We start from the raw sequence: 26,363 nt of genomic DNA, 5'->3' as shown, positions 1-26,363 counted from the left end.
GCCGCAACGTCGACCTCGCCGTCGGCCGGCGCGGCCGGTGCGTGCGGCGCCGGCAGGCAGCGTGTCGCGGGCACCGCGCTCAGGTGCCGGTGGCCGGCCGCCGTGAACGCTTCGCAGATCGTGCGGAACCACGCGCGATCGACGACGGCCAGCACGCGGCGCCCGTCGGGCAGCGCATCCGGATCGAGCGCGATGTGACAGCCGAGCGGATCCTGGATCAGCTGATCCTCGACGATGTTGGGCAGCGCCTGGCGCAGCTTCGGACCCTTGAGCGGCGGCACGGTCGCGGCCAGCAGCAGCACGTCGCGCGCGGCGACGATCAGCACCGTCGCATTCGCGCGCGGCAGCAGCGCCAGCGCGGCGCGGCCCGCGCGCTGCACGTGGCCGGCCTTGTCGACGAGCGTGAACGGCAGCTCGGGCCACTGCCATTCCTGCAACGGCACGGCAGGCTCGCGCGGCGGCAAAGAAACAATCAACGTGCTCACAAGAGCTCCTCTCCCGAATGGCGTCGTTATAGCTGGTCGCGAATGCGCACGACCCGTGTCGAATGCGTGGTCGGATCACGATACACGAGCGAGGTGCGATCGACCTCCGCGCGTTCGTGCTGGATCCGGCCATGCACGATGAAATAGCTCGAATTGACGTCGACGAGACTCGAGTCGAGCGTCACGTTCGGCGGTGCACCGGCGCCGCGCAGCGCGAGCTGCACATCGGCGACGTTGCGGAAAAACACGGTCTCGCGGCGCGACACGAGCGCCTGCGCGGACGACACGCTCATCCCCGGGATCAGCGCCGCGATCACCTCGGCCGGCGCGGTGTTCATGTTCACGGGCGTCGTGGTCGGCAGCACGGTGACGAACGGGCGCAGCCGCGCGACCATCTCGGGCGTCACGCCGTCGACGTCGAGCAGGCTGTCGACCCCCGTCATCATCAGCGGCGCGGGCCCGCGATCGCCGCCCGTCATGCCGGGATCGTCGGTGAAGCCGCCGCCGCCCTGCTGATCGGTCGCCACCGGCGCGGTGACCGGCGGCGCCGTGCCGCCGCCCGGCAGCGTGGGCATCTGGAAACGCGTCGCCGAATTCAGCAGGCCCGCGCGCACCTGCAGCGCGACGCGTTTCGCGAACGCGCCGTCGTAGCCGAGCGTCGTCAGCAGGCGCTGGAACGCCTGGACCTGCGTGACGTTCAACTGCAGCACGCCGGGCGCCGGCGACGCCACGAGGTTGCGCAGGTTGAACTTCGCCTGGGCGTCCTCGATCGAGCCGGAGATATAGGTGTCTTCGCCGCCGGCGTCGTTGGGCGCGCCGATCCGCCCGAGGAAGTCCGACAGTTTCGTCTTCGCGATCGGCACGCCCCAGATGCCGCCGAGGTACGTGATGCCGGGCGCCGTATCGCCTTCGGAGCGCAGGATCATCCGCGTCCAGTCGAGCGCGCCGCGCGCGACCCACTGCGCCTGCGCGATCTCGCGCTGGTTCTCAATGCGGCGGATCTGCACCTGCTGGCGCCACAGCATCCCCGAGACGAGGATCGCCGACAGCGCGACGACGAGCAGCGCGGTGATGATCGCCGCGCCGCGCTGGCGGCCGCGTGCCCGTGCGTGACCGGCAGCACGGGCGGCAGGCAATGAACGGGGAGGGCGCGCGCGCATCGTCATTCCCCGACGAGGAAGATGCGCGTGACCGGCACGCGCAGCGACGTCGCACCGATGCTGACCTGCAGCCCCGTCACCGCGCGCGTCGGCGGCGCGTTGCCGAGCTGCGGCACCTTGAGCGCATCGTTGTTCTGCGCGAGCGCGTCGTCGGCCGTCTGCAGGTTGGTGGTCCAGCCCACGCGCGGCACGTACAGCTTCGCGTCGATCGCGCCGACGCCGCCCATCAGCGCGACCCAGCTCCAGCCTTCGACGCTGCTGTCCTTCAGCATGCCGCGCAGCCGGTTCGCGTCGTCGACCGGCGGCGACGCGTAGCGCACGACCCGCCCGCCGGCGATCCGGTAGCGGACCACCTGCAGCCGCGGCGCGACGCCCGGCACCTCGAGTTCGCGGACGATCTGCAGCGTGTTGCCGGCGACGCCGATCGCCGGCTGGCCGGCTTCGTCGTCGGTCGCGGCGAGCCGCGCGTCGATGCGCATCTGGTCGAACATCTGCGCGAACACGCGTTCGTCTTCCATCGCGGCCGCGACCTTGTCGCGACCGCGCATGATCTGGTCGAGCCCGCGCCACGCGAGAATCGCGACCACCGCGAGGATCGCGATCGCGATCATCAGCTCGATCAGCGTGAAGCCGCGGGCGGGGCGGGCGAACGGGCGTCGCATCGGCGCGTCAGAGCGGACGGCTGGTTTCATTCGCGACCACCGTCACCATCTGCGCGAGCACGCCGGCCTGCCCGGGCGTGCTCACCGAAATCCGGACGCGCCGGAACACCGGGTTGGGCGTGGTGCTCACGCGCTGCGTGCAGACGAGCTGCACGTTGCCTTGCGAGCAGTCGAAACTCTGCTCGCCGATCTCCGGCCACGCATGCGTGAGCCGCATCTGCGCGAGCGCGTTGTCGGCGCTCCAGCCGGCGAGCAGCCGGCGATGAAGATCGGAGGCGTTGGTCGCCATCGTCCCGACCGCGCGGATCGACGCGGCGAGCGCGACCGCGATGATCGCGAGCGCGACCAGCACCTCGATCATCGTGAAACCGCGCCGCGCATGCAGTCCCGTTGGGGCATGGCGGTGCGATGAAGCAACGGGGAAGGGCAGGCGACGACGCATCGTCATTGCACCTCGTAGCGGCCGTTGCCGGTGCCGACGATCGTCGCGCTGCCGGCGGCCGAATGCAGCGTCACGCGCACCGGCGTGTCGATGCTCTCGGTGCCGAACACGACGCGGCTCGCGCGCGTGTCGGACCCCGGATAGTCGATGTCGGCGCCCGTGACGCCGCCGTCCCAGTCACGCGGGCGCAGCAGGTCGTCGCGCAGCGTGCGCCAGCCGTCGGGCGAGCTCACGTCGAAACGGAAGCCGTGTGCGGTCGGCTGCCACGCGATCGGCCGGGCACGCACCTGCGCCTCGTCGCCGGCGGTCTCGAACAGCAGCGCGATGCGCTGCGCTTCCTCGCGCAGGTCGGTACGCGGATTGCGCGTGAGCGACAGCGACGCGAGCGACACGAGCAGGCCCGCGATCACGAGCACGACCAGCATTTCGAGCAGCGTGAAGCCGCGCGTGCGACGCCGCCGCGCACCGTGCTTCGTCGGCCCGCCGTCGGCATGCGCCGGCACGGACGAAGCCGCGCCGCAACGCACACGGCGGTCGCGACCGCAGCGGGAGGTCGTGCGAATGGCGAGCATGAAGAACGGGAACGAAGCGTCGGGCCGGTCAGTGAGCGCTTATTGCCACGAACCGATGTCGGTATCGTTGCCGTCGCCGCCTTCCTTGCCGTCGGCGCCGTAGCTGAACACGTCGATCTCGCCGTGCACGCCCGGGTTCAGGTACTTGTACCCGTTGCCCCACGGATCGTTCGGCAGGCGCTCGAGATAACCGCCGTCCTTCCAGTTGTTCGGGATCGGATCAGTGGACGGCTTCTGGATCAGTGCGTTCAGGCCCTGATCCTGGGTCGGGTAGCGGCCGTTGTCGAGACGGTACAGCTTGAGCGCCTGCATGATCGTGCCGATGTCCTGTTTCGCGGCGATGCGGCGCGCCTCGTCCGGGCGGCTCATGATCTTCGGCACGATCAGCGCCGCGAGGATCCCGAGGATCGCGACCACCACCATGATCTCGATCAGCGTGAAACCGCGCTGACGACGCACGGCCGCGTTGCGGCGAGTGATCCACGTTTGCATGACTGACTACCTCTTTCCAAAAAATGTCGTTGGTTGCGTGACGCGCCCGGTGCACCGGACGATTGCCTGACGGCAACCTTCCGGACCCGCGGGCGCGGAGCACGCATTGTAAGGCGCGCATTGCCGAGGGCTTTCACCCAACGCAAATTTCACATAGATCCGTACAATAGCGCGCATGAACGCGCTCTCGATCCGGATCCTCTCCCTAGCCCTCTTCGCGGGTTTGTGCGCGACGGCCACCTACTGGGTCGTCACGCTGTCAGCCCGTGAAGCGCCGCTGCCCGCCGCCGCCGCGCGGCTGCCGATCCGTACCGAGGACGCCGCGGCGCTCTTCGGCGGTCAGCTCGACAAGAATCCCGTGCAGGACATCCACCTGTTCGGCATCCTCTCGCTCGATCGCGGTGCCGCCGCGATCGTCGGCGTCGGCGGCGAACCGCCGCGCGCCGTGTCGCTCGGTGCGGAGGTCACGCCCGGCGCGAAGCTCGCCGAAGTCCGCCCCCGCTCGATCGTCGTCGACCGCAACGGCGCCCGCGCCGAAATCCAGCTGCCGGCGAACACGCCGTCCCCCGCGATCTACATGCGCTGAACGGTAGCGGCCCGATCGACTGTCGGGCCGTTACTGCACCATGTTGTTCAGCTCGATGATCGGCAGCATCACGGCCAGCACGATCACGAGCACGATGCCGCCCATCGCCAGGATCAGGAGCGGCTCGAGCAGGCTCGTCAGGAACATCGTGCGGCGCTCGAGCTCGCGCGCTTCGCCTTCGGCCGCACGATCCAGCATCGTCGTCACGTCGCCCGTCGCTTCGCCGGAACGGATCAGGTGCACGAGCACCGGCGGAAACGTCTTCACGTTGTTCAGCGCGCGCGACAGCGCGGAGCCTTCGCGCACGCGCACGATCGCGTCGTCGATGTTCGCGCGCATCGCGCGGTTCGACAGCGTCTCGCCGGCCGCCTGCAACGCGCGCAGGATCGGCACGCCCGCCGCGGTGAGGATGCCGAGCGTGCTCGCGAACCGCACCGTGTTGTAGCCGCGCACGAGCTTGCCTGCCAGCGGCGCGGTCAGCACCCAGCGGTCGAAGCGCAGCCGCGGGCCGTCACGCGACAGCGTCGCCTTCACGAACCACACGACGAGCACGACTGCGATCAGGATCGCCCACCACCAGTGCCGCACGAAATCCGACAGCGCCATCATCACGATCGTCAGCACGGGCAGCTGCTGCTTCGTGCTCGCGAACACGTTGACGACCTGGGGCACGACATAGCTCAGCAGGAACGTGACGATGCCGAATGCGATCAGCGTGACGATCCCCGGATACGTGAACGCCAGCAGGATCTTCTGCTTCAGCGCGTTGCTTTGCTCGATGTAGTCGGCGAGGCGCGACAGCACGATGCCGAGCTTGCCGGTGTGCTCGCCGGCCGCGACGAGCGCGCGATAGATTTCGGGGAAGTCGCGCGGATGCTGGCCCAGCGCATTCGCGAGCGAATGGCCGCCGAGCACTTCCGCGCGGATCGCGGCCATCAGTTCGCGGATGTAGTCGCGCTCGGCCTGCTCGGTCAGCACGCCGAGCGCCTCGTCGAGCGGCAGCCCAGCGATCAGCAGGCTCGCGAGCTGGCGCGTCAGGATCGCCTGTTCGCGCTGCGACAGCTTGCGGCCGAACGCGAGCCGCTGCGACCGCGCCCCGCGCGTCGCGCTGGCGGCCGGCTCGACGACGAGCGGCGTCAGCCCCTGCGTACGCAGCTGGCCGCGCGCGGCACGCGCGCTGTCGGCGTCGATGACGCCCTTCTGCGCGCGTCCCGCCGAATCGATTGCTTCGAAACGGAATGCCGGCATCGCGCTATGCGCCTCCCGTCACGCGCAACACTTCCTCGAGCGACGTCGCGCCGGACGCGAGCCAGCGCTCGGCATCGTCGCGCAGCGTGCGCATCCCTTCCGCACGACCGGCGGCGAGAATCTCCGCGTCGGCCGCGTTGCGGTGGATCAGCGAGCGGATCGACTCGTCGACCAGCAGCAGTTCGTATACCCCGCGCCGGCCCGCGTAGCCCGAATGCCCGCACTTGTCGCAGCCGACCGGATGCCACACGGTGCGGCCTTCTTCCTGGCGTTCTTCCTTGCAGACGGGGCAGAGCTGGCGCACGAGCCGCTGTGCGAGCACGCCGAGCAGCGACGACGCGAGCAGGTAGGGTTCGACGCCCATGTCGGTCAGACGCGTGACGGCCGATGCCGCATCGTTCGTGTGCAGCGTCGCGAGCACGAGGTGGCCCGTCAGCGACGCCTGCACCGCGATCTGCGCGGTTTCGAGGTCGCGGATCTCGCCGATCATGATCACGTCCGGATCCTGGCGCAGGATCGAGCGCAGCGCACGGGCAAAGGTCATCCCGATCCGCTCGTTCACCTGCGTCTGGCCGATGCCGCCGAGGTCGTATTCGATCGGGTCCTCGACGGTCATGATGTTGGTCGTCGCGGTTTCGAGCCGCGACATCGACGCATACAGCGTGGTCGTCTTGCCCGAACCGGTCGGGCCCGTGACGAGCACGATGCCGTGCGGGCGAGCGATCAGCTTGTCGAACTGGACGAGCGTGTCGCGGCCCATCCCGAGCGCCTCGAGGTTCAGCCGCTGCGCATCCTTTTCCAGCAGACGCAGCACCGCACGCTCGCCGTGCCCGGTCGGCAGCGTCGACACGCGCACGTCCACCGGCCGGCCGCCGACGCGCAGCGTGATGCGGCCGTCCTGCGGCAGACGCTTCTCCGCGATGTCGAGCTGCGCCATGATCTTGATCCGCGAGATCAGCGCACCGTGCAGCGCCTTCTTCGGCCGCACGACGTCACGCAGCGTGCCGTCGACGCGAAAGCGCACGACGGAAGCGTTCTCGAACGGCTCGATGTGGATGTCCGATGCCTGTTCGCGCGCCGCTTGCGTAAGCAGCGCGTTGATCATCCGGATGATCGGCGCGTCGTCCTCCGATTCGAGCAGATCCTCGACTTCGGGGATGTCCTGCATCAGCCGCGACAGGTCGACTTCGCCTTCGACCTCGCCGACCACCTGCGCGGCGCTGCCGTCCTGGCGCGCGTACGCGTGGTTGATCGCCTGCGCGAGCTCGTCGGCCGGCACGCGATGCACGGAGATCGAGCCGAAGTTGCGCGCGATCTCCGCGAGCGCGGCATCGCTCGTGCGTTCGCTGATCCACACCTCGAGCGTATCGTCGAGCTGGTGCGCGATCAGCACCTGGCCGCTCTTCGCGAAGCCGTACGGCAGCAGCCGCGCGGCGAGCGGCGACGGCGGCTGGCGTTCGCCCGGCGCGCCGTCGTGGGCGGAAGAGGCGAGCACGTCGCTCACTGCGAGGCTCCCGGCGTGGCGGTTAGCGGCTGTTGCGGCACCGCCTGCTGCGGCACGCTCTGCGGCTGCGCGGGCGTCGCCTCCGGCAACGGCTGGGCCGGCACCGGCACCACCTGGCGCTGTACCTGCTGGCGACGCATCTTGTCGAGATCGAACAGGTTGCCCGCGGCCGTGCCACCCTGGCTCGGGCCGATCGGCATCGGCGGGACGACCGGATCGTCCTTGTCGCGCATCACGTTGTTGTCGGACTTGTACGCACCCGTCACGCCCTGGATGTAGTCGTAACGATTGGCCGTGACTTCCTGCGCGGTATTGCGATCGGAAATGATCACCGGGCGCAGGAATACCATCAGGTTGGTTTTCTGGCGCAGCTTCGTTTCGGAACGGAATAGCTGGCCGATCCACGGAATGTCGCCGAGCAGCGGCACCTTGCTGTTCGACACCTGGTAGTTGTCCTGCATCAAGCCGCCGAGCACGATGATCTCGCCGTTGTCCGCGAGGATCGTCGACTGGATCGAGCGCTTCGTGAAGGTCGGGCCGGTCTGCGCGCTCGTGGTACCCGCGACGACCGCCGAATCCTCGGTGTAGAGCTGAAGCTTGAGGATCCCGCCGTCGGTGATCTGCGGCTTCACGTGCAGCGTCAGGCCGACGTCGCGACGGTCGTAGGTGTTGAACGCATTGTTCGTGTTGCCGCTCGTCAGGTTCGAATACGAACCGGTCGCGATCGGCACGTTCTGGCCGACGACGATCTTCGCTTCCTCGTTGTCGAGCGTGATCAGGTTCGGCGTCGACAGCACGTTCGCGTCGCTCACGCCCGAGAAATACTGCAGCAGTGCGCCGAGCCCCTGCACGCCGAACATGTTGTGCAGCCAGCCGATGTTGAGCCCCTGGCTCAGCGCCCCGAGATTGTTGGCCAGCCCGCCGCCGGTGATGCCGCCGGCGGCGTTGGCCACGCCGCCCGCCGTCAGGTTGATGATGCTGTTGCCCAGACCGCCAGTGGGGTTCAGGTTCGTGCCGCCGAGAAACTGGCCGCTCGCGACCTGCCACTGGATACCGAGGTTGCCGGACGTATTCGAGTTCAGCTCGACGATCAGCGCTTCGATATAGACCTGCGCGCGCCGCGCGTCGAGCTGGTCGATCACCGAGCGCAGGTTCCGGTACACCGGATCCGACGCGGTGATGATCAGCGAGTTGGTCGCCGCGTCGGCCTGGATCATGCCGCCCGGCTGGTTGTCGTCGCCTTTGTCCTTGTCGCCGCCGAGCAGGCCGGCGCTGCCGAGACCGCCGCCGCTGCCCGACGAACCGCCGTACCCCGACGAGGACGACGAACCGCCGAGGCCGCCCGACGGCAGCGGCGGGGTGCCGGACGTGCCGGTCGAGAAGTTGCCGCTCGACGACGAGCCGCCGTTCTGGTTGAAGCTGTTCGCATCGTTGGACGATGCCGACGAGCCGCTGTCGCTGCCGCTTCCCTTGCCGAGCATGCCGCGCAGCGTCTTCGCCAGCTTCACCGCATCGGCATTGCGCAGCGGCACGACATGCATGTTGCCGGGCACCCCGCTCGGCGCGTCGAGCTGCTGCACGAGCCGCTTCGCGGCCGCGAGGCGCGACGCGCTCGACGCGCGCAGCAGCAGCGAGTTGGTCCGCGGGTCGGCCGTGACCGACACCTTCAGCGTTGCGTCGCTGTTGCCGATCGCGCCCGGGTCGAGCATTTTCTGCAACTGCGCGGCGAGGTCGATCGCGTTCGCGTTGCGCAGCGGAACGACCTGCACCTGCGCGCCCGCGGCGCTGTCGACGCCGGCGATGATCTGCGCGATGCGTCGCACGTTGTCCGCGTAGTCGGTGACGACGATCGTGTTGTTCGCCGGGTAGGCCGTCACCGTGTTGTTCGGCGAGATCAGCGGCCGCAGCACGGGCAGCAGGTTGTTCGCCGATTCGTTGTGCAGCTCGAACACCTGCGTGATCACCTGGTCGCCGCGCGCCTGCGGCGCGTTGCCGACGTAGGTCGGCACGCCCTGCAGCTTCGCGTCGGCCTCGGGCACGACCTTCAGCACGCCGTGATCCTGCACGAGCGCGAAGCCCTGCATCCGCAGCGCCGACTGCAGCGTCTTCAGCGCCTGGTCTTCCGGCACAGGCCGTTCGGCCACGAGGTTGAGTTGCCCCTTCACGCGGGGGTCGACGATGATGGTCTTGCCGGTTGCGGCGCCGATCGCCTTGGCGACCTGGTCGATATCCGCATTCACGAAGTTGAGCGTGACCTGAGCGTAGGCGGCCTGCGAAACGATGAGGCCGGCGACGATCAGGGTCGTGGCGACACGCCGCATAACGAAGCGATTTCTTGTCATGGATGAATGGGTCGATGCCGGCTCAGGCCACTTCCGGCGGTAGTGCTGGGATCCAAGTCCTAAAGAGGCGACATTAGCAGTTTTTCATGTCCGAAATATCACATTGACCCGAGGACTGTCTCACATACGACATGTATTCTGCGAGCCGTATGCAATATGTAATGTTCGGCGCTATGCTCTGCATCCCGGCCATCGCCCCCGTTTCACGATGAACCGACACGGAAATGCGGTATAACCGGGCTGCCGTATTCCTGTATGTCGCAAGCTGACGGACTGTCGGTATGATACGGGCGGCGCGTTTCTCATCGCACGAATAACAGGCACGGGTTTTCCCGACCTTCGCGCAATTTATTATCGATTCCGCACCATGAACAGACGGTTCGCCTCGATTGCGTTGATCGCCGCCGGCGCGTGTTTCGCCAGCGCGAACGCTCGCGCGGACTGTTTCGACGAGGCGGCAAAATATCAGCAGGTCAATCCGCTGATCCTGCGCGCGATCGCGTGGCAGGAGTCGCGCAACCGGCCCGGCGCGCTGAACAAGAACACGAACGGCTCGGTCGACTACGGCCTGATGCAGATCAATTCGATCCACCTGCCGACGCTGTCTCGCTACGGGATCGGCCGCGACACGCTGATGGAGCCGTGCAAGAACGTCTACATCGCCGCGTGGCATCTCAAGCAGAAGATGAACCGCTACGGCAACACGTGGCAGGCGGTCGGCGCCTATCATTCGGAAACACCGTCGCTGCGCGACAAGTACGCGCGGCAGATCGCCGCCATCCTGACGCAGTGGAAGCTGTTGCCGCCCGTGCAATGACGCTGCGGCCCGGCGCGGCCTGACGCCGTACCGGCCGGCCGGCGCGCGTTTGATGCACAATGCGGATCTCACGCCGCAATTTCGCCCGTCCGCGGGACGATCGCGCCCCGGAAGGGCGCTGCGGCCGCTTGTTCAATTTTTCCGTTGGTGCGTATCGCTATGAATCCGGCTATGAACCAGCCGTTGCCCGTCACCGTGCTGTCCGGTTTCCTCGGCGCCGGCAAGACCACGCTGCTCAACCATGTCCTCGCGAACCGCGCGGGCCTGAAAGTCGCCGTGATCGTCAACGATCTCGCTGCGGTCAATATCGACGCATCGCTCGTGCGTGACGCGCAGGCGCTGTCGCACGTCGAGGAACGCCTCGTCGAGATGTCGAACGGCTGCATCTGCTGCACGCTGCGCGACGACCTGCTCGTCGAGATCCGCAACCTCGCGTCCGAAGGCCGCTTCGACGCGATCATGATCGAATCGACCGGTATCGCGGAGCCGATGCCGATCGCCGAAACCTTCACGTTCGTCGACGACGACGGCACGTCGCTGTCCGCGATCGCGCGGCTCGACACGCTCGTCACCGTGGTCGACGCGTACAACTTCCTCCGCGACTACGGCTCGGACGACGCGCTCGCAACCCGCGGCATCGCCGCCTCGGAAGAGGACGACCGCACGCTCGTCGAGCTGCTGATCGAGCAGATCGAATTCTGCGACGTGCTGGTGATCAACAAGGCCGACCTCGTCGGCGCCGACGAACTCGCACGCCTGCAGCACATCCTCGCGCGCCTGAACCCGCGCGCGCACCAGGTCGTGTCGACGTTCGGCAACGTGCCGCTCGACGAAGTGCTGAACACGGGCCGTTTCGATTTCGACGAGGCCGCGAACGCGCCGGGCTGGCTCGCATCGCTCGATCACGATCACACGCATTGCGACGACCCGGACTGCCATGACGAACATCATGCGCACGTGCACGGCGAAGCCGACGAATTCGGCATCGGCAATTTTGTTTACCGCGCGCGCCGGCCGTTTCATCCGGCACGGCTCTGGGCGCTGCTGCACCAGGAGTGGCCGGGCGTGCTGCGCAGCAAGGGCTTCTTCTGGCTCGCGACGCGCAACGACATCGCGGGCTCGCTGTCGCAGGCGGGCGGCGTATGCCGGCATGGCCCGGCGGGTCTGTGGTGGGCGGCGCAGGATCGCGCGGAATGGCCGGACGACGACGAACTGCTCGCGGAAATCCGCGCCGAATGGCACGGCGATCTCGACGATCGCGCAGTGGGCGATCGCCGGCAGGAACTCGTGCTGATCGGCATCGCGCTCGACGCGGATGCGTGGCGCGAGAAACTCGATGCGTGCCTGCTGACCGATGCGGAATTCGCGCTCGGCGCGGCGGGATGGCACGCGTTCGACGATCCGTTCCCGGTGTGGGATATCGATTCGCACGACGACGACGATCACGGCGACACGCAGATCGTGCACGTGTAACGCGTTGTAAAAACAACCGTTAAATCTTGCAAGAGTGGCGCGGACTGTGGCGAAAATGCCGCGCGCGCCCAACAAAAAACCCGCCGAAAGGCGGGTTTTTCTTGGAACAGGCGCTGGATTAACGCTTGTTGACGGCGTCCTTGAACGCCTTGCCAGCCGTGAACTTGACCGTCTTGGCTGCCGGGATCTTGATGGTTTCGCCCGTCTTCGGGTTGCGGCCCGTACGTGCTGCGCGCTTGCCCGAACCGAAGCTGCCGAAGCCGATCAGCTGAACCGCATCACCCTTCGACACGGCCTTCTTGATGACTTCGAGCAGCGTGTCCAGCGTTTCGCCGGTTTGAGCCTTGCTGGCGCCCGTTTGGGCGGCGACGGCGTCGATCAGTTCCTGTTTGTTCATTAAGGTTCCTTTATCAGGTTAGGTTGACACGAACAGCGCGAACGCGCCGATTATACGTGCGCGAACCGTGCCGTCGAGAGTCAGACTCCGACGACACAGCGCCGAATCCTGGCCCGCGCGACGCGCCCTCCGGTATGCCGGCGGCCACCCCGCGGTACGGCGTTGCTATGATAGCGCAGCGCAAACCCAATAACGACAAGGGTTTCAAAGATTTTCATCGGTATTTCGCCGAATGAATCACGGACTGCCCATTTTTTGACCAGCGCCAACCGGACAGGATACGCAGCGCGGTCCGCCCGTGCGCCGCCCCGTTGGCTTTTTCCAACGGCCGGACGGACGGCCCCGCGCAATCCCTTGCCAGGCTTGGCTGCCACGTTTTTTGTTTCGCATGACCGACCGACTTGTTCCCGCCACGTTCGCCATCCGCGACGACGGCACGCTCGTGTCGCCCGAGTTCGGCGACATCTATCACAACGTCGCGGGCGCGCTCGCGCAGGCGAACTACGTGTCCGTCGCGGGCAACCGGCTGCCGGCGCGCTGGCAAGGCCGCCGCACGTTCACGATCGTCGAGACGGGGTTCGGCACGGGCGCCAACTTCCTCGCGACCTGGGCCGCGTGGCGCGAGGATCCCGCACGCTGCGAGCGGCTGCATTTCGTGTCGGTCGAGAAGCACCCGTTCTCGCGCGACGACTTGCGCAAGGCGCTTTCCCATATCGTTGCGAACACAACCATGTCGGCCGAAGCCGCGATGCTTGCCGATGCGTGGCCGACGCTCGTGCCGGGTTTGCACCGGCTCGAATTCGACGACGGGCGGGTCGTGCTCACGCTTGCATTCGGCGACGCGCGCGAGATGCTGCCGAAACTCGTCGCACGTGCCGATGCGTTTTATCTGGACGGTTTCGCGCCGGCGAAAAACCCGGACATGTGGTCGGCCGACGTGTTCCGCGCCCTCGGACGCCTCGCTGCCGAAGGCGCGACCTTCGCGACGTATTCGAGTTCGGGCGTCGTGAAACAAGCGCTCACCGACGCGGGTTTCACGTATCGCAAGGTCAACGGGTTTGCCGGCAAGTTCGTGATGCTCGTCGGCGAATACGCGCCGCGCTGGCGCGCGCGCCGGCACGAGCCGCCGCTCGCATTGCCCGTTGCGGCACGCCGCGCGATCGTGATCGGCGCGGGCCTGGCGGGCTGCGCGGTCGTCGAACGTCTCGCCGCGCGCGGCTGGGAGGTCACGCTGATCGAACGGCACGAGCGGATCGCGAGCGAGGCGTCGGGCAATCCGGCCGGCGTGTTCCATCCGCTGATGACGCGCGACGACAACGTCGCGAGCCGGCTCACGCGCGGCGGCTTCCTGCACGCGATCGCACGCTGGCGCGCACTCGAACGCGCGGGCCATGCATTCGCGCGCAGCACGCGCGGGATGATTCATCTCGCCGAATCGGCCGACGACTTCGCGCGGATACGTGATGCTTTCGATGCGTTCGGCGCACCGTCCGACTACGTATCGCTGCTCGACGCCGATGCCGCGCGCGCCCATCTGAACCTGCCGGTCGCGCACGGCGGCCTGCTGTTTCCGCACGGCGGCGCCGTCTGGCCGGCCGGCCTTTGCGCGGCCCAGTGCGAGGCGGCCGGCGAGCGCGTGCGCTTGCTCGCGTCCACCGCCGTGGCACGACTCGAACGGCGGGGCGATGCTTGGCATGCGCTCGACGATGCGGGTGGCACACTGGCCGAAGCGCCCGTCGTCGTGCTCGCGAATGCCGGCGATGCCGCACGCCTCGCCGGGTTGCAGCACGTCGCGCTGCAACCGGTGCGTGGCCAGCTCACGTTGCTGCCCCCCGGCAGCACGGCACCGCTGCCGTGCCCGGCGATCGGCGACGGTTACGCGGTACCGCTCGACGACGGCACGCTGCTGATCGGCGCAACTTTCGAGCCCGACGACGTCGATCCCGCGATGCGCGCGGCCGGTCACGCCGAAAACCTCGAGCGCGTGCGCCGTCTGCTGCCGGGCCTGATCGGCGACGTGCCGGATCCCGGCACGCTGCGCGGCCGCGTTGCGTTCCGCTGGGTCGTCGGCGATCGACTGCCGCTCATCGGCCCGCTCGCGGACGAAGCCGGAGCCGTCGCCAAAGCACGCGCGCTGAGCGGCGCGCAGGCGCGCGACCTGCCGCGCATGCCCGGACTCTACGGCGCATTCGGTTTCGGTTCGCGCGGCCTCATATGGGCCGCACTCGGCGCCGAACTGATCGCATCGCAACTCGAAGGCGAGCCGTGGCCGCTCGAACGCGAACTCGCCGATGCCGTCGATCCCGCACGCTTCCTGATCCGCGCATTGCGCGCGCGCCGCGTCAGCCAGGCCGGCTGACCGGTCCCCGAGCCGATCACAGTTTCTCGATTTTTTCGCGCAAGGTTATCCACTCGATGCTGTGGATAACCGCGCGGAATCCGCACGCACTTCATGTGCAATCACAGTGGACGTAAACTGGGCAACTCGGCACAGCTGTGAAACGGCCCGAAAGTTGCTCAATCGAAACTTCTGTGCACGAACAGCCTGTGCAACGGGTTATGGACTCTCCAACACCTTGATCCGTCGACGTAAACCGAAGTTATCCACAGAACTGTGCGCGCCTTGTTAACTTCTACTACGTATATATACAAGTAAACCTTTGAAACCAAAGACCTGGGGTGCCGCACAGCGCCGCGAGTCGAATCAATGGGTTCCAGACCGAAAAAGCTGTGGCACAATCGGTTTCCTTCGCGTTCATCCGGCCAGGCGCCGGACATGCTTCAATGGAACGGTCGGCACGATTTCGAATCTGAATCTTCGAGACTGCGCAGTCCGTTCACACACCAGGCCGACAATCCAGATCGGCAACCTGAGCGACTTTCCGCCCTGTGGCGGAACAGGCGGATCCCATGTCCCGCCGTCGTCGACACAACAATCACATTCGGGGCGATACCCAGCCGGCGCGCATCCATTTCTGACGCTTGACCCTGTGTCGCTGGCGGTCGCTTCCAAAGGAGAAGTCACCACGATGAAGTCGGCGTTCTCATTCCTGCCCAACTGGCCGCTTACGCCGGATGCCGTGTTCTGGGCCGGGCTCGCGCTGTTCGCGGCCGGCCTGTGCGGCGAGCTGTGTTATCGCGCATGGCGGCTGCCGCGCATCACCGGTTATGCGGTGATCGGTCTCGTCGCCGGATCGTTCGGATTCGGCGTGATCGATGCAAGCACCGACGAAACCTCGCGGCTGCTGATCGACGTCGCGCTCGGCCTGCTGCTGTTCGAGCTCGGCAGCCGTCTCGACCTGCGCTGGATCCGGCGCAATCCGTGGCTCGTCGCGTCGAGCCTCGCCGAAGCCACGCTGACGTTCGTGCTGGTGCTGTTCGTGATGCTGGCGCTCGGCGTATCGGGGATGGTCGCGCTCGTGCTGTCGGCGATCGCGATCGCGACATCGCCATCGATGGTGATCCAGCTGAAGACCGAACTGCGCGCGGAAGGGCAGGTGTCGCAACGCCTCATCACGCTCACCGCGCTCAACAGCGTCTATGCGATCGTGCTGACCAAGCTCGTGACGAGCTGGCTCCACCAGGAAGCGTACGGCAACGTTTTCGCGACGATCCTGCAGCCGCTCTACCTGCTCGCCGGTTCGTTCATCGTCGCGTATCTCGTCGCGCGTTCGTGCAATTTCCTGTTCCGTCACATGACGTCGACGATGCGCGACGAGCATTCGTTCGTCGCGCTGTTCGGGCTCGTGATGCTTGCGATCGCGGTGGCCCAGGCACTGAAGCTGTCGACGCTGCTCACGCTGCTGCTCGCCGGCATCATCGTGAAGAACCTCGAGGCGCGCCCGCAGCTGTGGCCCGAGCATTTCGGCACGGCCGGCTGGCTGCTGACGGTGGTCCTGTTCGTGCTCACGCTCACGTCGTTCACATGGGGCGACATCGCGCTCGGCGGCTTGCTCGCGATCGTGCTGATCGTCACGCGGCTCGTCGCGAAGCTGGCCGGTGTCGTCGCGTTCGCGAAGCCGAGCGGCATCGGGATGAAGCAGGGCATCGCGCTCGGCATCGCGCTCACGCCGATGTCCGCGCTGTCGTACCTGCTCGTCGACGACACCTACCAGCTCTATCCGAATTTCGACCCGCACCTGCGCGCGATCGTGATGTGCACGATCGTGATCCTGCAGCTCGTCAGCCCGTTCATCGTCTACCGCTGCCTGTCGGCGGTCGGTGAGCGCAGCGACAGCAACTGATTCCGGAACCTGCCATGGCACTCGAAACCTTCGTCAATTCCGAGCCGTTCACGTTCGGCGTCGAACTGGAGATCCAGGTCGTCAACACGCACAACTACGACCTGACCAAAGCGGCATCCGACCTGATGCGCCTGATCCAGGGCGAGACCTTTCCGGGCAACATCACGCCGGAAATCACCGAGAGCATGATCGAGCTGTCGACCGGCATCTGCCATTCGCACGAGCAGGCGGTGAGCGAGCTGCACGCGATCCGCGACGTGCTCGTGAAGGCGGCCGACCAGCTCAACGTCGGGCTGGCCGGCGGCGGCACGCATGCGTTCCAGCAATGGAGCGACCGGCAGATCTACGATGCGCCGCGCTTCCAGTACATCTCCGAACTGTACGGTTACCTGGCCAAACAGTTCACCGTGTTCGGCCAGCACGTGCACATCGGCTGCCCCGATCCCGACAGTGCGCTGTTCCTGCTGCACTCGATGTCGCGCTTCATTCCGCATTTCATCGCGCTGTCCGCGTCGTCGCCGTTCGTGCAGAACGTCGACACCGGCTTCCATTCGGCCCGCCTGAATTCGGTGTTCGCGTTCCCGCTGTCGGGCCGCGCGCCGTTCGTGCTGACCTGGGACAGCTTCGAGGAGTACTTCACGAAGATGGTGAACACGGGTGTCGTCAACTCGATGAAGGACTTCTACTGGGACATCCGCCCGAAACCCGGCTACGGGACGATCGAGGTGCGCGTGATGGACACGCCGCTGTCGGTCGACCGCGCGGCGGCGATCGCCTGCTACATCCAGACGCTCGCACGCTACCTGCTGACCGACCGGCCGCTGAAGCTGTCGGAGGACGACTACCTCGTCTACACGTTCAACCGTTTCGAGGCGTGCCGCTTCGGGCTCGAGGGCACCTGCGTGAATCCTCAGACGGGTGAGCGCCGTACCATCGCCGAGGACATCCTCGACACGCTCGACCGGATCGCGCCGCATGCGGCCGCGCTCGGTTCGCGCGCGGCGCTCGACGAGATCGGCGCACTGGCCCAGGCGCGCGTGAACGACGCCTCGTGGTTGAGAACCGTTTTCAAACAGGAAAAATCGCTCAACGAGACGGTCCGCCAGCAGTGCTTACGTTGGCGCGAATGAAAAAATGTTTTGCAGATTACGGGGTCGACCGAGTCGCGATTCACTGAACGGCTGGCGGCCTCGATTGACGCCGAAATCGTTGCCGGTTGTCCTGAAAATCTGTGGATAACCCGATATTCCGCTGCAAAGTCAACGATCTGTGCGCGGGATAACCCGGTGGATCATTGCGGTCGGCCCGATGGCCGATCCGAACAGGAAAATGTCCCGACACCCCGCTGCGCGGGCGTTCGGCATTGCAGGCACAACGAAAAATTTTGGTTATCCAGTGATTTTCCACAGAATGAAGGGGATAACTTAGCTGTGCGATTTTCCGCTCTCGCTTAGAATGTCGGCTTTGCGGACACCGGAACGATGCGTGTCTTACCGGTCGCCGCGAACGCGACCGCCGCGTGTGCCCTCGCGACGGCCGTGCTGACGCACTCGCAAGAGCGTGTCTGTTTTGAGATAGACATTCGATCTCCACACTACGGCCGCTCGGCAAACCGGGCGGCGGCAAAGCGAAAAGACTATGAGCGAAGGCGTTTACGGGAATCAGGCTTCGGGACGTGTGACCCACAGCCTGCTGCGGTTGAGTACGGCCATGCGAAGCCAGGCATGGGATTGGGCGGAAGGCGCTGGCCTCACGCCGACGCAGGGCGAGATTCTCGTGCTGCTGCTGCAGCGCAAGGGCCCGATGCGGCTCGGCGAGATCGCGCGCGAGACGCAGCTGACCGCGGCGACCACGAGCGATGCGGTCAGCACGCTCGAGACGAAGGGGCTCGTCGAGAAGCGCCGCGCGCTGGACGACGGCCGCGCACTGGCCGTGCGCCTGTCGGCCCGTGGCCGCACGGCCGCGAAGAAGGCGCTGCAATGGCCTGAATTCCTGACGAAAGCCGTCGGCAAGCTCGGCGCGGACGAGCAGGGCGCACTGTATCGCGCGCTGCTGAAGACGCTGCGCGAACTGCAGGTGGCCGGTGCGACGCCGCCGCAGCGCATGTGTTTGACGTGCGCCCACTTCCAGCCGGGCAAGCTGTCGAAGAAGACCGTGCATCATTGCGCGGCGCTCGACATCTCGATGTCCGACAGCGATCTGCGTCTCGACTGCTCGGTGCAGGAAGAAGCCGACGCGGCGACGCAGAAGAAGACCTGGAAGATTTTCGCCGGCTGACGTCCGTCGATCGACCGGGAGGCCGATGATGAACGCTGAAGTCGTGGCGATCCGCCACGTGCACTTCGAGGATCTCGGGAGTTTCGAGCAGGTGCTCGGCGAACGGGGCCGGCGGGTGCGCTACGTCGACGTCGGGTCGTCGCGCTTCGAGGTGCTCAACGTACTCGAACCGTCGCTCATCGTCGTGCTCGGCGGGCCGCTCAGCGTGTACGACGACGCGCAGTATCCGACGATCGCGCCGCTCGCGGCGCTCGTGCGCACGCGCATCGACGCCGGGCTGCCGATCCTCGGCATCTGCCTCGGCGCGCAGTTCATCGCCCGGGCGCTCGGCGCGCGCGTCTACCCGGCCGCTCAGCACGAACTCGGCTGGACGCCGCTGACGCTCACCGATGCCGGCCGCGCATCGCCGCTGCGCCATCTCGATGGCGCGGCGACGTCGATGCTGCACTGGCATGGCGACACGTTCGACCTGCCGGGCGGTGCGATTCATCTCGCGTCGACACCGGCTTGCCGCCACCAGGCATTCGCGTGGGGCCAGCACGTGCTGGCGCTGCAATGCCATCCGGAAATCCGCACCGACCGCTTCGAACCGTGGCTGATCGCCAACGCCGGCGAAATCGCGGCCACGCCCGGCATCGACGCGCGCCAGTTGCGCGCCGATACCGCGCAGCACGGCCCCGCGCTCGAGGCGGCCGCGCGACGGATGTTCGCGGAGTGGCTCGACGGCGTCGGACTCTGACGCGGCAAGCGGCACTGCCGTTTGCCGCGAAGCGGTTGCCCGGCCCGCGTCCGTTGCAGGCCGGCGCATCGCCGTATGCGCGCTGTTTGCCGCGTCGCCCGCAACCCGCCGCGGGCCGTACCTGACCATCCGCTTACTGCCGCGTGCACCGTCAGCACGCTTGCGGCCTGCGTGCTACGCTCGTTCGCTCTTTCCTTTCCTGGCGAGCGGCCTCCATGACTGCGCTGTTTTCCCCGTTCACGCTGCGCGGCGTGACTCTTCCGAACCGGATCGTGATCTCCCCGATGTGCCAGTATTCGGCCGAGCGCGGTGAGGCGACCGACTGGCACATGATTCACCTCGGCCATCTCGCGCTGTCGGGCGCGGGGCTGCTCTGCATCGAGGCGACCGCGGTGGAACCCGACGGGCGCATCACGCATGGCGACCTCGGCCTCTGGGACGACGTGACCGAAGCCGCGCTGAAGCCCGTGCTGGCCGCGATCCGCAAGCATTCGCCGATCCGCGTCGCGATGCAGTTGTCGCATGCGGGGCGCAAGGCGTCGAGCAACGTGCCGTGGCAGGGCGGTCAGCTCGTGTCGGTCGCCGACGGCGGCTGGTTGCCGCATGCACCGTCGGCCGTGCCGCACAAGGACGGCGAGACGCCGCCCCTCGCCCTCGATGCCGCCGGCCTGAACCGGATCCGCGAAGCATTCGCGGCCTCGGCGAAGCGTGCCGCACGGCTCGGCATCGACGCGATCGAGGTGCATGCGGCACATGGCTACCTGCTGCACCAGTTCCTGTCGCCGCTCGCGAACCAGCGCACCGACGAATACGGCGGCTCGCTCGAAAACCGGATGCGCTTTCCGCTCGAGATCTTCGAAATCGTGCGCGCGGCGTTGCCGGAGGACCGGCCGGTCGGCGTGCGCGTGTCGGCCACCGACTGGGTCGAAGGCGGCTGGGAGCTCGACGATACGATCGCGTTCGCGCACGAACTGAAGCGCCGCGGCTGCGACTGGATCGACGTGTCGTCCGGCGGCGTGTCGCCGCTGCAGAAAATCCCGCTGTCGCCCGGCTACCAGGTGCCGTTCGCGCAGGCGGTGAAGCGCGCGGTCGGCATGCCGACGGTTGCCGTCGGGCTGATCAACGAACCCGCGCATGCGAACCGGCTCATCGAGGCCGGCGATGCCGATTTCGTCGCGATGGCGCGTGCGATGCTGTACGACCCGCGCTGGCCGTGGCACGCGGCGGCCGAGCTCGGTGCGCAGGTGACGGCGCCGCCGCAGTACTGGCGTTCGCAGCCGCGCGAGCACAAGACGTTGTTCGGCGACGTCGCCTTCGGCCAGCGTTGAGCATCGCACGCGCAATATTGCGCGTGATGTTGAACGAAGCAATCGTGAACGTGTAGGATGCGGGTGATTCGCCGCATGTCCCGACGCGGCACCGACCGGTGCCGCGTTTTCGTTTTGCGCGACGCCAGGCCGCGATCGCGGCGGCCCCATTCAAGTCGTTTTCACAAGGATTCGTTCGATGAGTTCACGCAGGATCGCGGTGCGCCGCTCGGGAGTACACGGCAAGGGCGTGTTCGCCGTGGCGCCGATCAAGGCCGGCGAGCGCGTAGTGGAATACAAGGGCGAACGAATTTCGTGGAAGGAAGCGCTGCGTCGCCATCCGCACGACCCGAGCGAACCGAACCATACGTTCTACTTCGCACTGGACGAGGGCGGGGTGATCGACGGCAAGATCGACGGCAACAGCGCGCGCTGGATCAACCACTCGTGCGCACCGAACTGCGAAGCCGAGGAAGTCAAAGGCCGCGTGTACATCCACGCGCTGCGCGACATCGGGCCGGAAGAGGAACTGTTCTACGACTACGGCCTCGTGATCGATGCGAAGCTGACGAAGTCGCTCAAGCGCGAATACGCGTGCCATTGCGGCGCATCGTCGTGCCGCGGCACGCTGCTCGCGACGTCCGACGACGGCGGCAAGAAGAAGAAAAAGAAGAAGGACAAGAAGGACGGCAAGTCCGAGTCCCGTTCGAAGGACAAGAAAAACAGGAAGTGACGCAGGCGGCGGCGCATCGTGCGTTGCCGCTGCCGTTTCAGCGCCCGGCTGCTGCGTCATGCGGCCGGGTTTTCCGCCTTCGTCATCCGGCGCGCGACCCGGCCAGGGGCCGCCCGCCGCGAATCGCTCAGTGCGTCGACGCGGTGGCCGGGGTTTCGCTGGCCGGCTTGTCCGTGCGTGCAGCCAGCGGCACCCTCACCACGAAGCGCGAGCCGCCTTCCGACGCATCCTCGTACGATACGGTGCCGCCGTGCATCGCGATGATGTCGTGCACGATCGCGAGGCCGAGCCCGGCGCCCGTCTCGACGCCGTTGCCGTTTTGCGCGTCGCCGCGGAAGAAGCGCTTGAACAGGTCGGCCTGCTGGTTGGCGGGCACGCCGGGGCCGTTGTCCTCGACGACGATCTCGGCGGCCGGCTGGCCGTCCTCGAGCGCGCCGCGCGCGACGTTCACCGTGATCCGCGCACCGTCCGGCCGCGCGAGCGGCACGTACTTCAGCGCATTGTCGAGCAGGTTCGCGATCACCTCGCGCAACAGCACGGGGTTGCCGCGCACGACCAGCTTCTCGTCGTCACCCGGATCGTCGGTGCGCTGGAAGCCGAGGTCGACGTGCGACGCGAGTGCGCGCGGCACCCATTCGGCACCCGTCTCGAATGCCATCGCCGCGAGGTCGACGTCGACGAACCGCGCGGCCTGCTCGCCCGGTTCCGCGCGCGCGAGCGACAGCAACTGGTTCGACAGTCGTACCGCGCGGTCGGCGGCCGCGCGCAGCTCGCGCACCGCGGCGAAGGTCTGGTGCGGGTCGCGTGCCACGGCCGCTTGCTCCGCGTGCAGCTTCACGGCCGTGAGCGGCGTGCGCAACTGGTGCGCGGCATCGGCGATGAACTTGCGCTGCGCGTCGAGCGCGGTTTTCAGGCGGCCGAGCAGGGCGTTCATCGCGCTCGTCAGCGGCCGGATTTCCAGCGGCACCTCGGTTTCGTCGACCGGTTCCAGCGACGTGTGGGTCTGCCGGTTCAGTGAATCGGCCAGATGCGTGAGCGGGCCGAGCTGCTGGTTGACGACGCGCCACACGATGCCCCAGCCCGCGAGCAGCAGCAGCAGCAGCGGCATCATGATCGCGACGAGGAATTCGGCCGCGATCCGGTAGCGGTGCCGCACCGGCTGCGCGACCTCGACGACCATCGGCTTGCCGCCTTCGACGTTGTCGACGCGCACCTGCGCGACCCGTACCGCGCGATTGTCGTATTCGGCCTCGAACACGTACGCGTGATGCATGCGGCGCACGTTGATGCCCCGCAGCGGCAGCTTCGGATCGCCGGCGAGTTCCTGTTCGCCGTCGCTGATCCGGTAGATCAGCGCTTCGGCGGGATCGGAGAACATCGCCTGCGCGAGCGGCGGCACCGTAAACGGCGCGTCGGGGCCGGCGATCTGGATCTGTTTGGAAATGGCGGTTGCGAGATCGGCGAGCGAGCGGTCGATCACGTGCTGCGTGTATTGCCACGCGAGCCAGTAGGCGATCAGGCCACTCATCAGTGCGAGCATCGACAACGGGGCGGCGAGGCGCCGAAGCAGCGAGCGGCGCAGGCTGGTGGTCACAGCCGGATCAGGTGACATTTCGACGGGCAAATGGATAAGCGCCGCTCACGGGGAGCGGCGCGGTCGTACGCCGGGCGGCGATGCGGGCAGGGTGGGCGCGCCGGCGGCCAGGCCGGCCGGTGCGCCGCACCGCCGTTCAGACGCTCGCTGTCTGGCGGATTTCCTGCAGCAGGTAGCCGAAGCCGCGCACCGTGACGATTTCGACGCGGCACTGCTCGAGTTTCTTGCGTACGCGGTGCACGTAGACTTCGATCGCGGTGTCGCCGAGATCGCCGCCGAAGTGCGTGAGGTGATCCTGCAGCTGGGCCTTGCTGACGACGCGGCCGTGACGCAGCAGCAGCATCTCGAGCACCGCGAATTCACGCGGCGACAGTTCGAGCGGCTTGTCGTCGTTGAAGATGCGGCGATCGACGCCCGACAGGCGGACGCCGCCGAGCGACACTTCCGGGCGCGGCATGTCGCTGTGCGGGCCGCTGCGGCGCATCACCGCGCGGATGCGCGCTTCGAGCTCGGCCGGCTCGAACGGCTTGAGCATGTAGTCGTCGGCGCCGGAGTTCAGGCCCTGGATCCGGTCGTTCAGCTCGTCGCGTGCGGTCAGCACGATGACGGGCGTGTGGCGGTTGGTCTGGCGGAAGCGCGTGAGCAGCGTCATCCCGTCGATGCCCGGCAGGCCGAGGTCGAGGATCACGAGTTCGTGGCGATTCTGTGCCAGCGCCTGTTCGGCAAAGATGCCGTCATGCACCATGTCGACGGTGAAGCCAGCCTGCTCGAGGCTGCTTTGGATACCGCGTGCGATGGGGCGGTCGTCTTCGATCAGAAGGAGTCGCATGAAGTTCGCTCAAGTACAATGGGTTGGCGGTTCAGGCACGCGGACAGCACGACGCCGTTTCCACAGGGGTGCCGCGACACCTGACATCAAGCATGGCGGCCAGCGAACGATTAAATCCAATCATGTCCGATATTTCGATCAACGACCTAGAAGCCGCGATCAATTTCTGGCGCGCCCGCTCGCCGTCGAGCGGCGACGAACTCAAACTCTGCGAAGAGGCCAGCGCGCTTTCCAAGCCGTATGCGCTGCTGATTGTACAGCGCCAAGGCGCGCTGCAACTGGAAGGTTTGGACCCCAAGGCACGGAATGCGTACGAGACTTACGTGCGCCTTAAGGATGGCTTGGAAAGCTGAAGGCTTTCGCTGACTACATCCTAGAAAACGTTCATCGAAATGAAAAGTTGACGCGCCGCGCATCAAAGGACGCGCGGCGGTAGGGGAAGGTGTCAGGCGGCCGGTTTCGCGTGCGCGCCGGCAAGGTCGATGAAAAGCGCCAGTTCGATGTCGCGTTCGGTCAGGCCGTCGGCGTCGTGGGTCGACAGCGTGATGTCGACGCGGTTGTACACGTTGAACCATTCCGGATGGTGGTTCATTTCCTGCGCCTTGATCGCGACGCGGGTCATGAAGCCGAAGGCTTCGTTGAAATCGGCGAAGCGCAGGCTGCGCTGGATCGCGTCGCGGCCCGGTACGGCCGACCAGAGCGGCAGGCCTTCGAGCCGGGTCTTGCGTTCTTCTGATGTGAGCTTGTGGATCATCTTGCACCTCTCGTTCGGTAACGGCGCCCGCGCGCGGCTGCGCCGCGCGACGAAGCCGGCACCGGTCATTGTTTCATAGTTGTGGGACGGCCATCCGGCGACGGGCATCCGGGGACGGCCATCCGGCGACCATCGGCGCGTTCGCGGGTCACGCGTCGGCGTCGTCGGGCCAGCCTTCGCCGGTGCCGCGATGCAGCACGCGATCGGTGTCGAGCACCGCGCCGGCCGCGAACTCGGGCAGCGCCGCCAGCCGGTCGGCCAGCGCGCGGCCGTCGACGTCGGCGAGCGCGAACAGTTGCGCGAAATCGTCGATCACGAAGTAGGTCTTCTGGAACGTGTCGATCCGGTACTTCGTGCGCATCACGCGCTCGAGGTCGAAGCCGAGCCGGTTCGGCGCCGCGCTTTCGAGGCTGTACAGGCTTTCGCCCTTGCTCGATACGATCCCGGCGCCGTAGATCGACAGGCCGTTCGTGCCGCGCGGATCGCGGATCAACCCGAATTCCACCGTATACCAGTAGAGTCGCGCGAGCCGCGCCAGCGCCGCTTCGTCGTCGGCGACCGCGAGCGCGGTGCGGCCGTACGCCTGCATGTAGTCGGCGAACACCGGGTCGATCAGCAGCGGCACGTGGCCGAAGAGATCGTGGAAGCAGTCGGGTTCCTGCAGGTAGTCGAGCTGGTCGGGGCGGCGCATCCACCAGGTGACCGGGAAGCGCCGGTTCGCGAGATGCTCGAAGAACACGCGGTCGGGCACGAGGCCCGGCACGGCGACGATCTCCCAGCCCGTTGCCGGCTTCAGCTGGCGGTTCACGTCGGCGAACGACGGCACGCGATCGGCCGGCAGGTCGATCTTCCCGAGCCCCGCGACGAACGCGTCGCACGCGCGCCCGCGCAGCAGCGCCGACTGGCGCGCATAGAGCTGCTTCCACACCGCGTGGTCGACCTGGCCGTATCGCGCGAGCGGCTGGTCGATGGTGAAATCGGCGCGGGTTTCGAGGCCCGCATCGAACTGCTCCTGCAGTTTCGCGGTGACGACGGTGGACATGATCTGGCTCTGCACGCGGCGGTTGTGAACCATGCAAGTGTAGAGCGGGCTGCGCGCGGAATGGGCGCAATATTGGCGTTGATTCGCACGATGATGCGATAATCGCGCATCAAATCAAGGATCAATGCGGAGAATGCTCATGCTGGAACTCGATCACTTCGATCTCGCGCTGCTGGACGTGCTGCAGCGCTTCGGCCGCGCGACGCATCAGCAGCTCGGCGAGGAGGTGCCGCTGTCGCCGTCGCAGATCGGCCGGCGGCTGCAGCGGCTCGAGGCGGCCGGCGTGATCGAAGGCTACCGCGTGATGCTCCGGCCCGAAAAGCTCGGGCTCGGCGTCACCGCGTTCACGAGCCTCAAGCTCAAGCACCACGGCGATTCGATCATCGAGCAGTTCCAGCAGCAGATCGACGTGCTGCCCGAAGTGCTCGAATGCCATGCGGTGGTGGGCGACGCGGACTACCTGCTGCGGATCGTCGCGCCCGACCTGAACGCGTTGTCACAGTTCGTGATGAAGAAGCTGATGCGCGTGCCGGGCGTCGACAGCGTGCGCTCGAACATCGTGCTGACGACCTTCAAGCGCAACGGCGCGCTGCCGCTCGCGCACCTCGCGCCCGGCGCGGCCTGACACGGCGGCAGGGCGGCGACGGCGCGGCAGGGCCGGAGG

General features: G+C 66.9%; 26 protein-coding genes. 12 read left to right on the top strand and 14 right to left on the bottom strand.

Going from position 1 to position 26,363, the window contains the following annotated elements:
- The 6 genes from gspL to gspG form a co-directional block, all read right to left on the bottom strand.
- On the bottom strand, positions 1-485 hold a 485-nt coding region (gene gspL / locus DPV74_RS22615), incomplete at its 3' end, for a type II secretion system protein GspL (protein ID WP_240440008.1).
- Between the two features lie 26 nt (positions 486-511).
- Entirely contained in the window at positions 512-1,645 is a 1,134-nt protein-coding gene (gspK, locus tag DPV74_RS22610; RefSeq protein WP_027788741.1) for a type II secretion system minor pseudopilin GspK, read from the bottom strand.
- 2 nt (positions 1,646-1,647) lie between these two features.
- Positions 1,648-2,337, bottom strand: coding sequence for a type II secretion system protein J (locus DPV74_RS22605; RefSeq protein ID WP_119337992.1), 690 nt, complete (start codon positions 2,335-2,337; stop codon positions 1,648-1,650).
- Positions 2,315-2,749, bottom strand: coding sequence for a type II secretion system minor pseudopilin GspI (gspI, locus tag DPV74_RS22600; protein WP_027788740.1), 435 nt, complete (start codon positions 2,747-2,749; stop codon positions 2,315-2,317). Before gspI ends, DPV74_RS22605 begins: the two co-directional genes overlap by 23 nt.
- 2 nt (positions 2,750-2,751) lie before the next feature.
- Positions 2,752-3,321 carry a GspH/FimT family pseudopilin gene (locus tag DPV74_RS22595; protein ID WP_060205333.1) on the bottom strand — a complete coding sequence of 190 codons (570 nt, stop codon included), beginning with the start codon at positions 3,319-3,321 and terminating at the stop codon, positions 2,752-2,754.
- 39 nt (positions 3,322-3,360) lie between these two features.
- Positions 3,361-3,813 carry a type II secretion system major pseudopilin GspG gene (gspG, locus tag DPV74_RS22590; protein WP_027788738.1) on the bottom strand — a complete coding sequence of 151 codons (453 nt, stop codon included), beginning with the start codon at positions 3,811-3,813 and terminating at the stop codon, positions 3,361-3,363.
- Positions 3,814-3,988: 175 nt separating this feature from the next.
- Here gspG and DPV74_RS22585 point away from each other — a divergent pair, with 175 nt between their 5' ends.
- Positions 3,989-4,399, top strand: a complete 411-nt coding sequence (locus DPV74_RS22585; protein WP_027788737.1) for a type II secretion system protein N — start codon at positions 3,989-3,991, stop codon at positions 4,397-4,399.
- Positions 4,400-4,429: 30 nt separating this feature from the next.
- Here DPV74_RS22585 and gspF read toward each other — a convergent pair whose 3' ends face one another.
- Genes gspF through gspD form a run of 3 tightly spaced genes read right to left on the bottom strand, consistent with a single transcriptional unit; the run spans position 4,430 to position 9,493 of the window.
- Complete coding sequence (gspF, locus tag DPV74_RS22580; RefSeq protein WP_021160406.1) at positions 4,430-5,647, bottom strand: type II secretion system inner membrane protein GspF; 1,218 nt, start codon at positions 5,645-5,647, stop codon at positions 4,430-4,432.
- Between the two features lie 4 nt (positions 5,648-5,651).
- Positions 5,652-7,151 carry a type II secretion system ATPase GspE gene (gene gspE, locus DPV74_RS22575; RefSeq protein WP_027788736.1) on the bottom strand — a complete coding sequence of 500 codons (1,500 nt, stop codon included), beginning with the start codon at positions 7,149-7,151 and terminating at the stop codon, positions 5,652-5,654.
- Entirely contained in the window at positions 7,148-9,493 is a 2,346-nt protein-coding gene (gspD, locus tag DPV74_RS22570; RefSeq protein WP_027788735.1) for a type II secretion system secretin GspD, read from the bottom strand. Before gspD ends, gspE begins: the two co-directional genes overlap by 4 nt.
- 367 nt (positions 9,494-9,860) lie before the next feature.
- Here gspD and DPV74_RS22565 point away from each other — a divergent pair, with 367 nt between their 5' ends.
- Together DPV74_RS22565 and DPV74_RS22560 are read left to right on the top strand one after the other, a co-directional pair.
- Complete coding sequence (locus tag DPV74_RS22565; RefSeq protein WP_027788734.1) at positions 9,861-10,310, top strand: lytic transglycosylase domain-containing protein; 450 nt, start codon at positions 9,861-9,863, stop codon at positions 10,308-10,310.
- Between the two features lie 159 nt (positions 10,311-10,469).
- Positions 10,470-11,783, top strand: coding sequence for a GTP-binding protein (locus DPV74_RS22560; protein WP_027788733.1), 1,314 nt, complete (start codon positions 10,470-10,472; stop codon positions 11,781-11,783).
- 118 nt (positions 11,784-11,901) lie between these two features.
- On the opposite strand, the gene DPV74_RS22555 is transcribed toward DPV74_RS22560, so the two are convergent.
- On the bottom strand, positions 11,902-12,180 hold the full coding sequence (locus tag DPV74_RS22555; protein WP_006401505.1) for an HU family DNA-binding protein: 279 nt from the start codon (positions 12,178-12,180) through the stop codon (positions 11,902-11,904).
- Between the two features lie 388 nt (positions 12,181-12,568).
- Here DPV74_RS22555 and mnmC point away from each other — a divergent pair, with 388 nt between their 5' ends.
- From mnmC to DPV74_RS22520, 7 genes are all read left to right on the top strand, one after another.
- On the top strand, positions 12,569-14,539 hold the full coding sequence (mnmC, locus tag DPV74_RS22550) for a bifunctional tRNA (5-methylaminomethyl-2-thiouridine)(34)-methyltransferase MnmD/FAD-dependent 5-carboxymethylaminomethyl-2-thiouridine(34) oxidoreductase MnmC (RefSeq protein ID WP_119337991.1): 1,971 nt from the start codon (positions 12,569-12,571) through the stop codon (positions 14,537-14,539).
- A gap of 670 nt (positions 14,540-15,209) precedes the next feature.
- Positions 15,210-16,424, top strand: coding sequence for a cation:proton antiporter (locus DPV74_RS22545; RefSeq protein ID WP_027788731.1), 1,215 nt, complete (start codon positions 15,210-15,212; stop codon positions 16,422-16,424).
- 14 nt (positions 16,425-16,438) lie between these two features.
- Positions 16,439-17,554 carry a YbdK family carboxylate-amine ligase gene (locus tag DPV74_RS22540; protein WP_021160413.1) on the top strand — a complete coding sequence of 372 codons (1,116 nt, stop codon included), beginning with the start codon at positions 16,439-16,441 and terminating at the stop codon, positions 17,552-17,554.
- Positions 17,555-18,062: 508 nt separating this feature from the next.
- Positions 18,063-18,701 (top strand): MarR family winged helix-turn-helix transcriptional regulator, encoded by a 639-nt coding sequence (locus DPV74_RS22535; protein ID WP_027788730.1) that lies wholly within the window; start codon positions 18,063-18,065, stop codon positions 18,699-18,701.
- Between the two features lie 28 nt (positions 18,702-18,729).
- The gene (locus DPV74_RS22530; protein WP_119337993.1) at positions 18,730-19,440 is read left to right on the top strand and encodes a glutamine amidotransferase; all 711 of its coding nucleotides are present in this window, start codon (positions 18,730-18,732) and stop codon (positions 19,438-19,440) included.
- Between the two features lie 215 nt (positions 19,441-19,655).
- Positions 19,656-20,768, top strand: a complete 1,113-nt coding sequence (locus DPV74_RS22525) for an NADH:flavin oxidoreductase/NADH oxidase (RefSeq protein WP_119337990.1) — start codon at positions 19,656-19,658, stop codon at positions 20,766-20,768.
- A gap of 178 nt (positions 20,769-20,946) precedes the next feature.
- A complete protein-coding gene (locus tag DPV74_RS22520; RefSeq protein WP_027788727.1) occupies positions 20,947-21,480 on the top strand; it encodes an SET domain-containing protein in 534 nt (177 codons plus the stop codon).
- A gap of 127 nt (positions 21,481-21,607) precedes the next feature.
- Here DPV74_RS22520 and DPV74_RS22515 read toward each other — a convergent pair whose 3' ends face one another.
- Together DPV74_RS22515 and DPV74_RS22510 are read right to left on the bottom strand one after the other, a co-directional pair.
- On the bottom strand, positions 21,608-23,092 hold the full coding sequence (locus DPV74_RS22515; RefSeq protein WP_060349826.1) for a sensor histidine kinase: 1,485 nt from the start codon (positions 23,090-23,092) through the stop codon (positions 21,608-21,610).
- Positions 23,093-23,210: 118 nt separating this feature from the next.
- Positions 23,211-23,903 carry a response regulator transcription factor gene (locus DPV74_RS22510; RefSeq protein ID WP_006401494.1) on the bottom strand — a complete coding sequence of 231 codons (693 nt, stop codon included), beginning with the start codon at positions 23,901-23,903 and terminating at the stop codon, positions 23,211-23,213.
- A gap of 122 nt (positions 23,904-24,025) precedes the next feature.
- On the opposite strand from DPV74_RS22510, the gene DPV74_RS22505 reads away from it, so the two are divergent.
- Positions 24,026-24,256: a DUF3717 domain-containing protein gene (locus DPV74_RS22505; RefSeq protein ID WP_021160419.1), complete on the top strand. Its 231-nt coding sequence runs from the start codon at positions 24,026-24,028 to the stop codon at positions 24,254-24,256.
- A gap of 92 nt (positions 24,257-24,348) precedes the next feature.
- On the opposite strand, the gene DPV74_RS22500 is transcribed toward DPV74_RS22505, so the two are convergent.
- Positions 24,349-24,726 carry a 4a-hydroxytetrahydrobiopterin dehydratase gene (locus DPV74_RS22500; protein WP_255221837.1) on the bottom strand — a complete coding sequence of 126 codons (378 nt, stop codon included), beginning with the start codon at positions 24,724-24,726 and terminating at the stop codon, positions 24,349-24,351.
- A 79-nt stretch (positions 24,727-24,805) separates the two neighbouring features.
- Entirely contained in the window at positions 24,806-25,699 is an 894-nt protein-coding gene (phhA, locus tag DPV74_RS22495; protein WP_059676020.1) for a phenylalanine 4-monooxygenase, read from the bottom strand.
- Between the two features lie 139 nt (positions 25,700-25,838).
- Between phhA and DPV74_RS22490 the strand changes: the two genes are divergently transcribed.
- On the top strand, positions 25,839-26,324 hold the full coding sequence (locus DPV74_RS22490; protein ID WP_006408082.1) for an Lrp/AsnC family transcriptional regulator: 486 nt from the start codon (positions 25,839-25,841) through the stop codon (positions 26,322-26,324).
- Positions 26,325-26,363: the final 39 nt, after the last annotated feature.

The organism is Burkholderia sp. HAN2018, assembly GCF_024704855.1.
GTDB lineage: Bacteria > Pseudomonadota > Gammaproteobacteria > Burkholderiales > Burkholderiaceae > Burkholderia > Burkholderia cepacia.
This window is presented reverse-complemented; position numbering and strand designations above follow the sequence as displayed.

Bases quoted from the DNA above. Each gene is read 5' to 3' on its own strand.
- DPV74_RS22505 (WP_021160419.1), top strand. From the start codon at position 24,026: ATGTCCGATATTTCGATCAACGACCTAGAAGCCGCGATCAATTTCTGG.
- DPV74_RS22510 (WP_006401494.1), bottom strand. From the start codon at position 23,903: ATGCGACTCCTTCTGATCGAAGACGACCGCCCCATCGCACGCGGTATC.
- gspF (WP_021160406.1), bottom strand. From the start codon at position 5,647: ATGCCGGCATTCCGTTTCGAAGCAATCGATTCGGCGGGACGCGCGCAG.
- phhA (WP_059676020.1), bottom strand. From the start codon at position 25,699: ATGTCCACCGTCGTCACCGCGAAACTGCAGGAGCAGTTCGATGCGGGC.
- DPV74_RS22560 (WP_027788733.1), top strand. From the start codon at position 10,470: ATGAATCCGGCTATGAACCAGCCGTTGCCCGTCACCGTGCTGTCCGGT.
- DPV74_RS22515 (WP_060349826.1), bottom strand. From the start codon at position 23,092: ATGTCACCTGATCCGGCTGTGACCACCAGCCTGCGCCGCTCGCTGCTT.
- DPV74_RS22490 (WP_006408082.1), top strand. From the start codon at position 25,839: ATGCTGGAACTCGATCACTTCGATCTCGCGCTGCTGGACGTGCTGCAG.
- DPV74_RS22595 (WP_060205333.1), bottom strand. From the start codon at position 3,321: ATGCTCGCCATTCGCACGACCTCCCGCTGCGGTCGCGACCGCCGTGTG.
- DPV74_RS22545 (WP_027788731.1), top strand. From the start codon at position 15,210: ATGAAGTCGGCGTTCTCATTCCTGCCCAACTGGCCGCTTACGCCGGAT.
- DPV74_RS22520 (WP_027788727.1), top strand. From the start codon at position 20,947: ATGAGTTCACGCAGGATCGCGGTGCGCCGCTCGGGAGTACACGGCAAG.
- DPV74_RS22555 (WP_006401505.1), bottom strand. From the start codon at position 12,180: ATGAACAAACAGGAACTGATCGACGCCGTCGCCGCCCAAACGGGCGCC.
- DPV74_RS22525 (WP_119337990.1), top strand. From the start codon at position 19,656: ATGACTGCGCTGTTTTCCCCGTTCACGCTGCGCGGCGTGACTCTTCCG.
- DPV74_RS22565 (WP_027788734.1), top strand. From the start codon at position 9,861: ATGAACAGACGGTTCGCCTCGATTGCGTTGATCGCCGCCGGCGCGTGT.
- gspK (WP_027788741.1), bottom strand. From the start codon at position 1,645: ATGCGCGCGCGCCCTCCCCGTTCATTGCCTGCCGCCCGTGCTGCCGGT.
- DPV74_RS22500 (WP_255221837.1), bottom strand. From the start codon at position 24,726: ATGACCGGTGCCGGCTTCGTCGCGCGGCGCAGCCGCGCGCGGGCGCCG.
- gspD (WP_027788735.1), bottom strand. From the start codon at position 9,493: ATGACAAGAAATCGCTTCGTTATGCGGCGTGTCGCCACGACCCTGATC.
- DPV74_RS22540 (WP_021160413.1), top strand. From the start codon at position 16,439: ATGGCACTCGAAACCTTCGTCAATTCCGAGCCGTTCACGTTCGGCGTC.
- DPV74_RS22530 (WP_119337993.1), top strand. From the start codon at position 18,730: ATGAACGCTGAAGTCGTGGCGATCCGCCACGTGCACTTCGAGGATCTC.
- mnmC (WP_119337991.1), top strand. From the start codon at position 12,569: ATGACCGACCGACTTGTTCCCGCCACGTTCGCCATCCGCGACGACGGC.
- gspG (WP_027788738.1), bottom strand. From the start codon at position 3,813: ATGCAAACGTGGATCACTCGCCGCAACGCGGCCGTGCGTCGTCAGCGC.
- DPV74_RS22605 (WP_119337992.1), bottom strand. From the start codon at position 2,337: ATGAAACCAGCCGTCCGCTCTGACGCGCCGATGCGACGCCCGTTCGCC.
- gspI (WP_027788740.1), bottom strand. From the start codon at position 2,749: ATGCGTCGTCGCCTGCCCTTCCCCGTTGCTTCATCGCACCGCCATGCC.
- DPV74_RS22585 (WP_027788737.1), top strand. From the start codon at position 3,989: ATGAACGCGCTCTCGATCCGGATCCTCTCCCTAGCCCTCTTCGCGGGT.
- DPV74_RS22535 (WP_027788730.1), top strand. From the start codon at position 18,063: ATGAGCGAAGGCGTTTACGGGAATCAGGCTTCGGGACGTGTGACCCAC.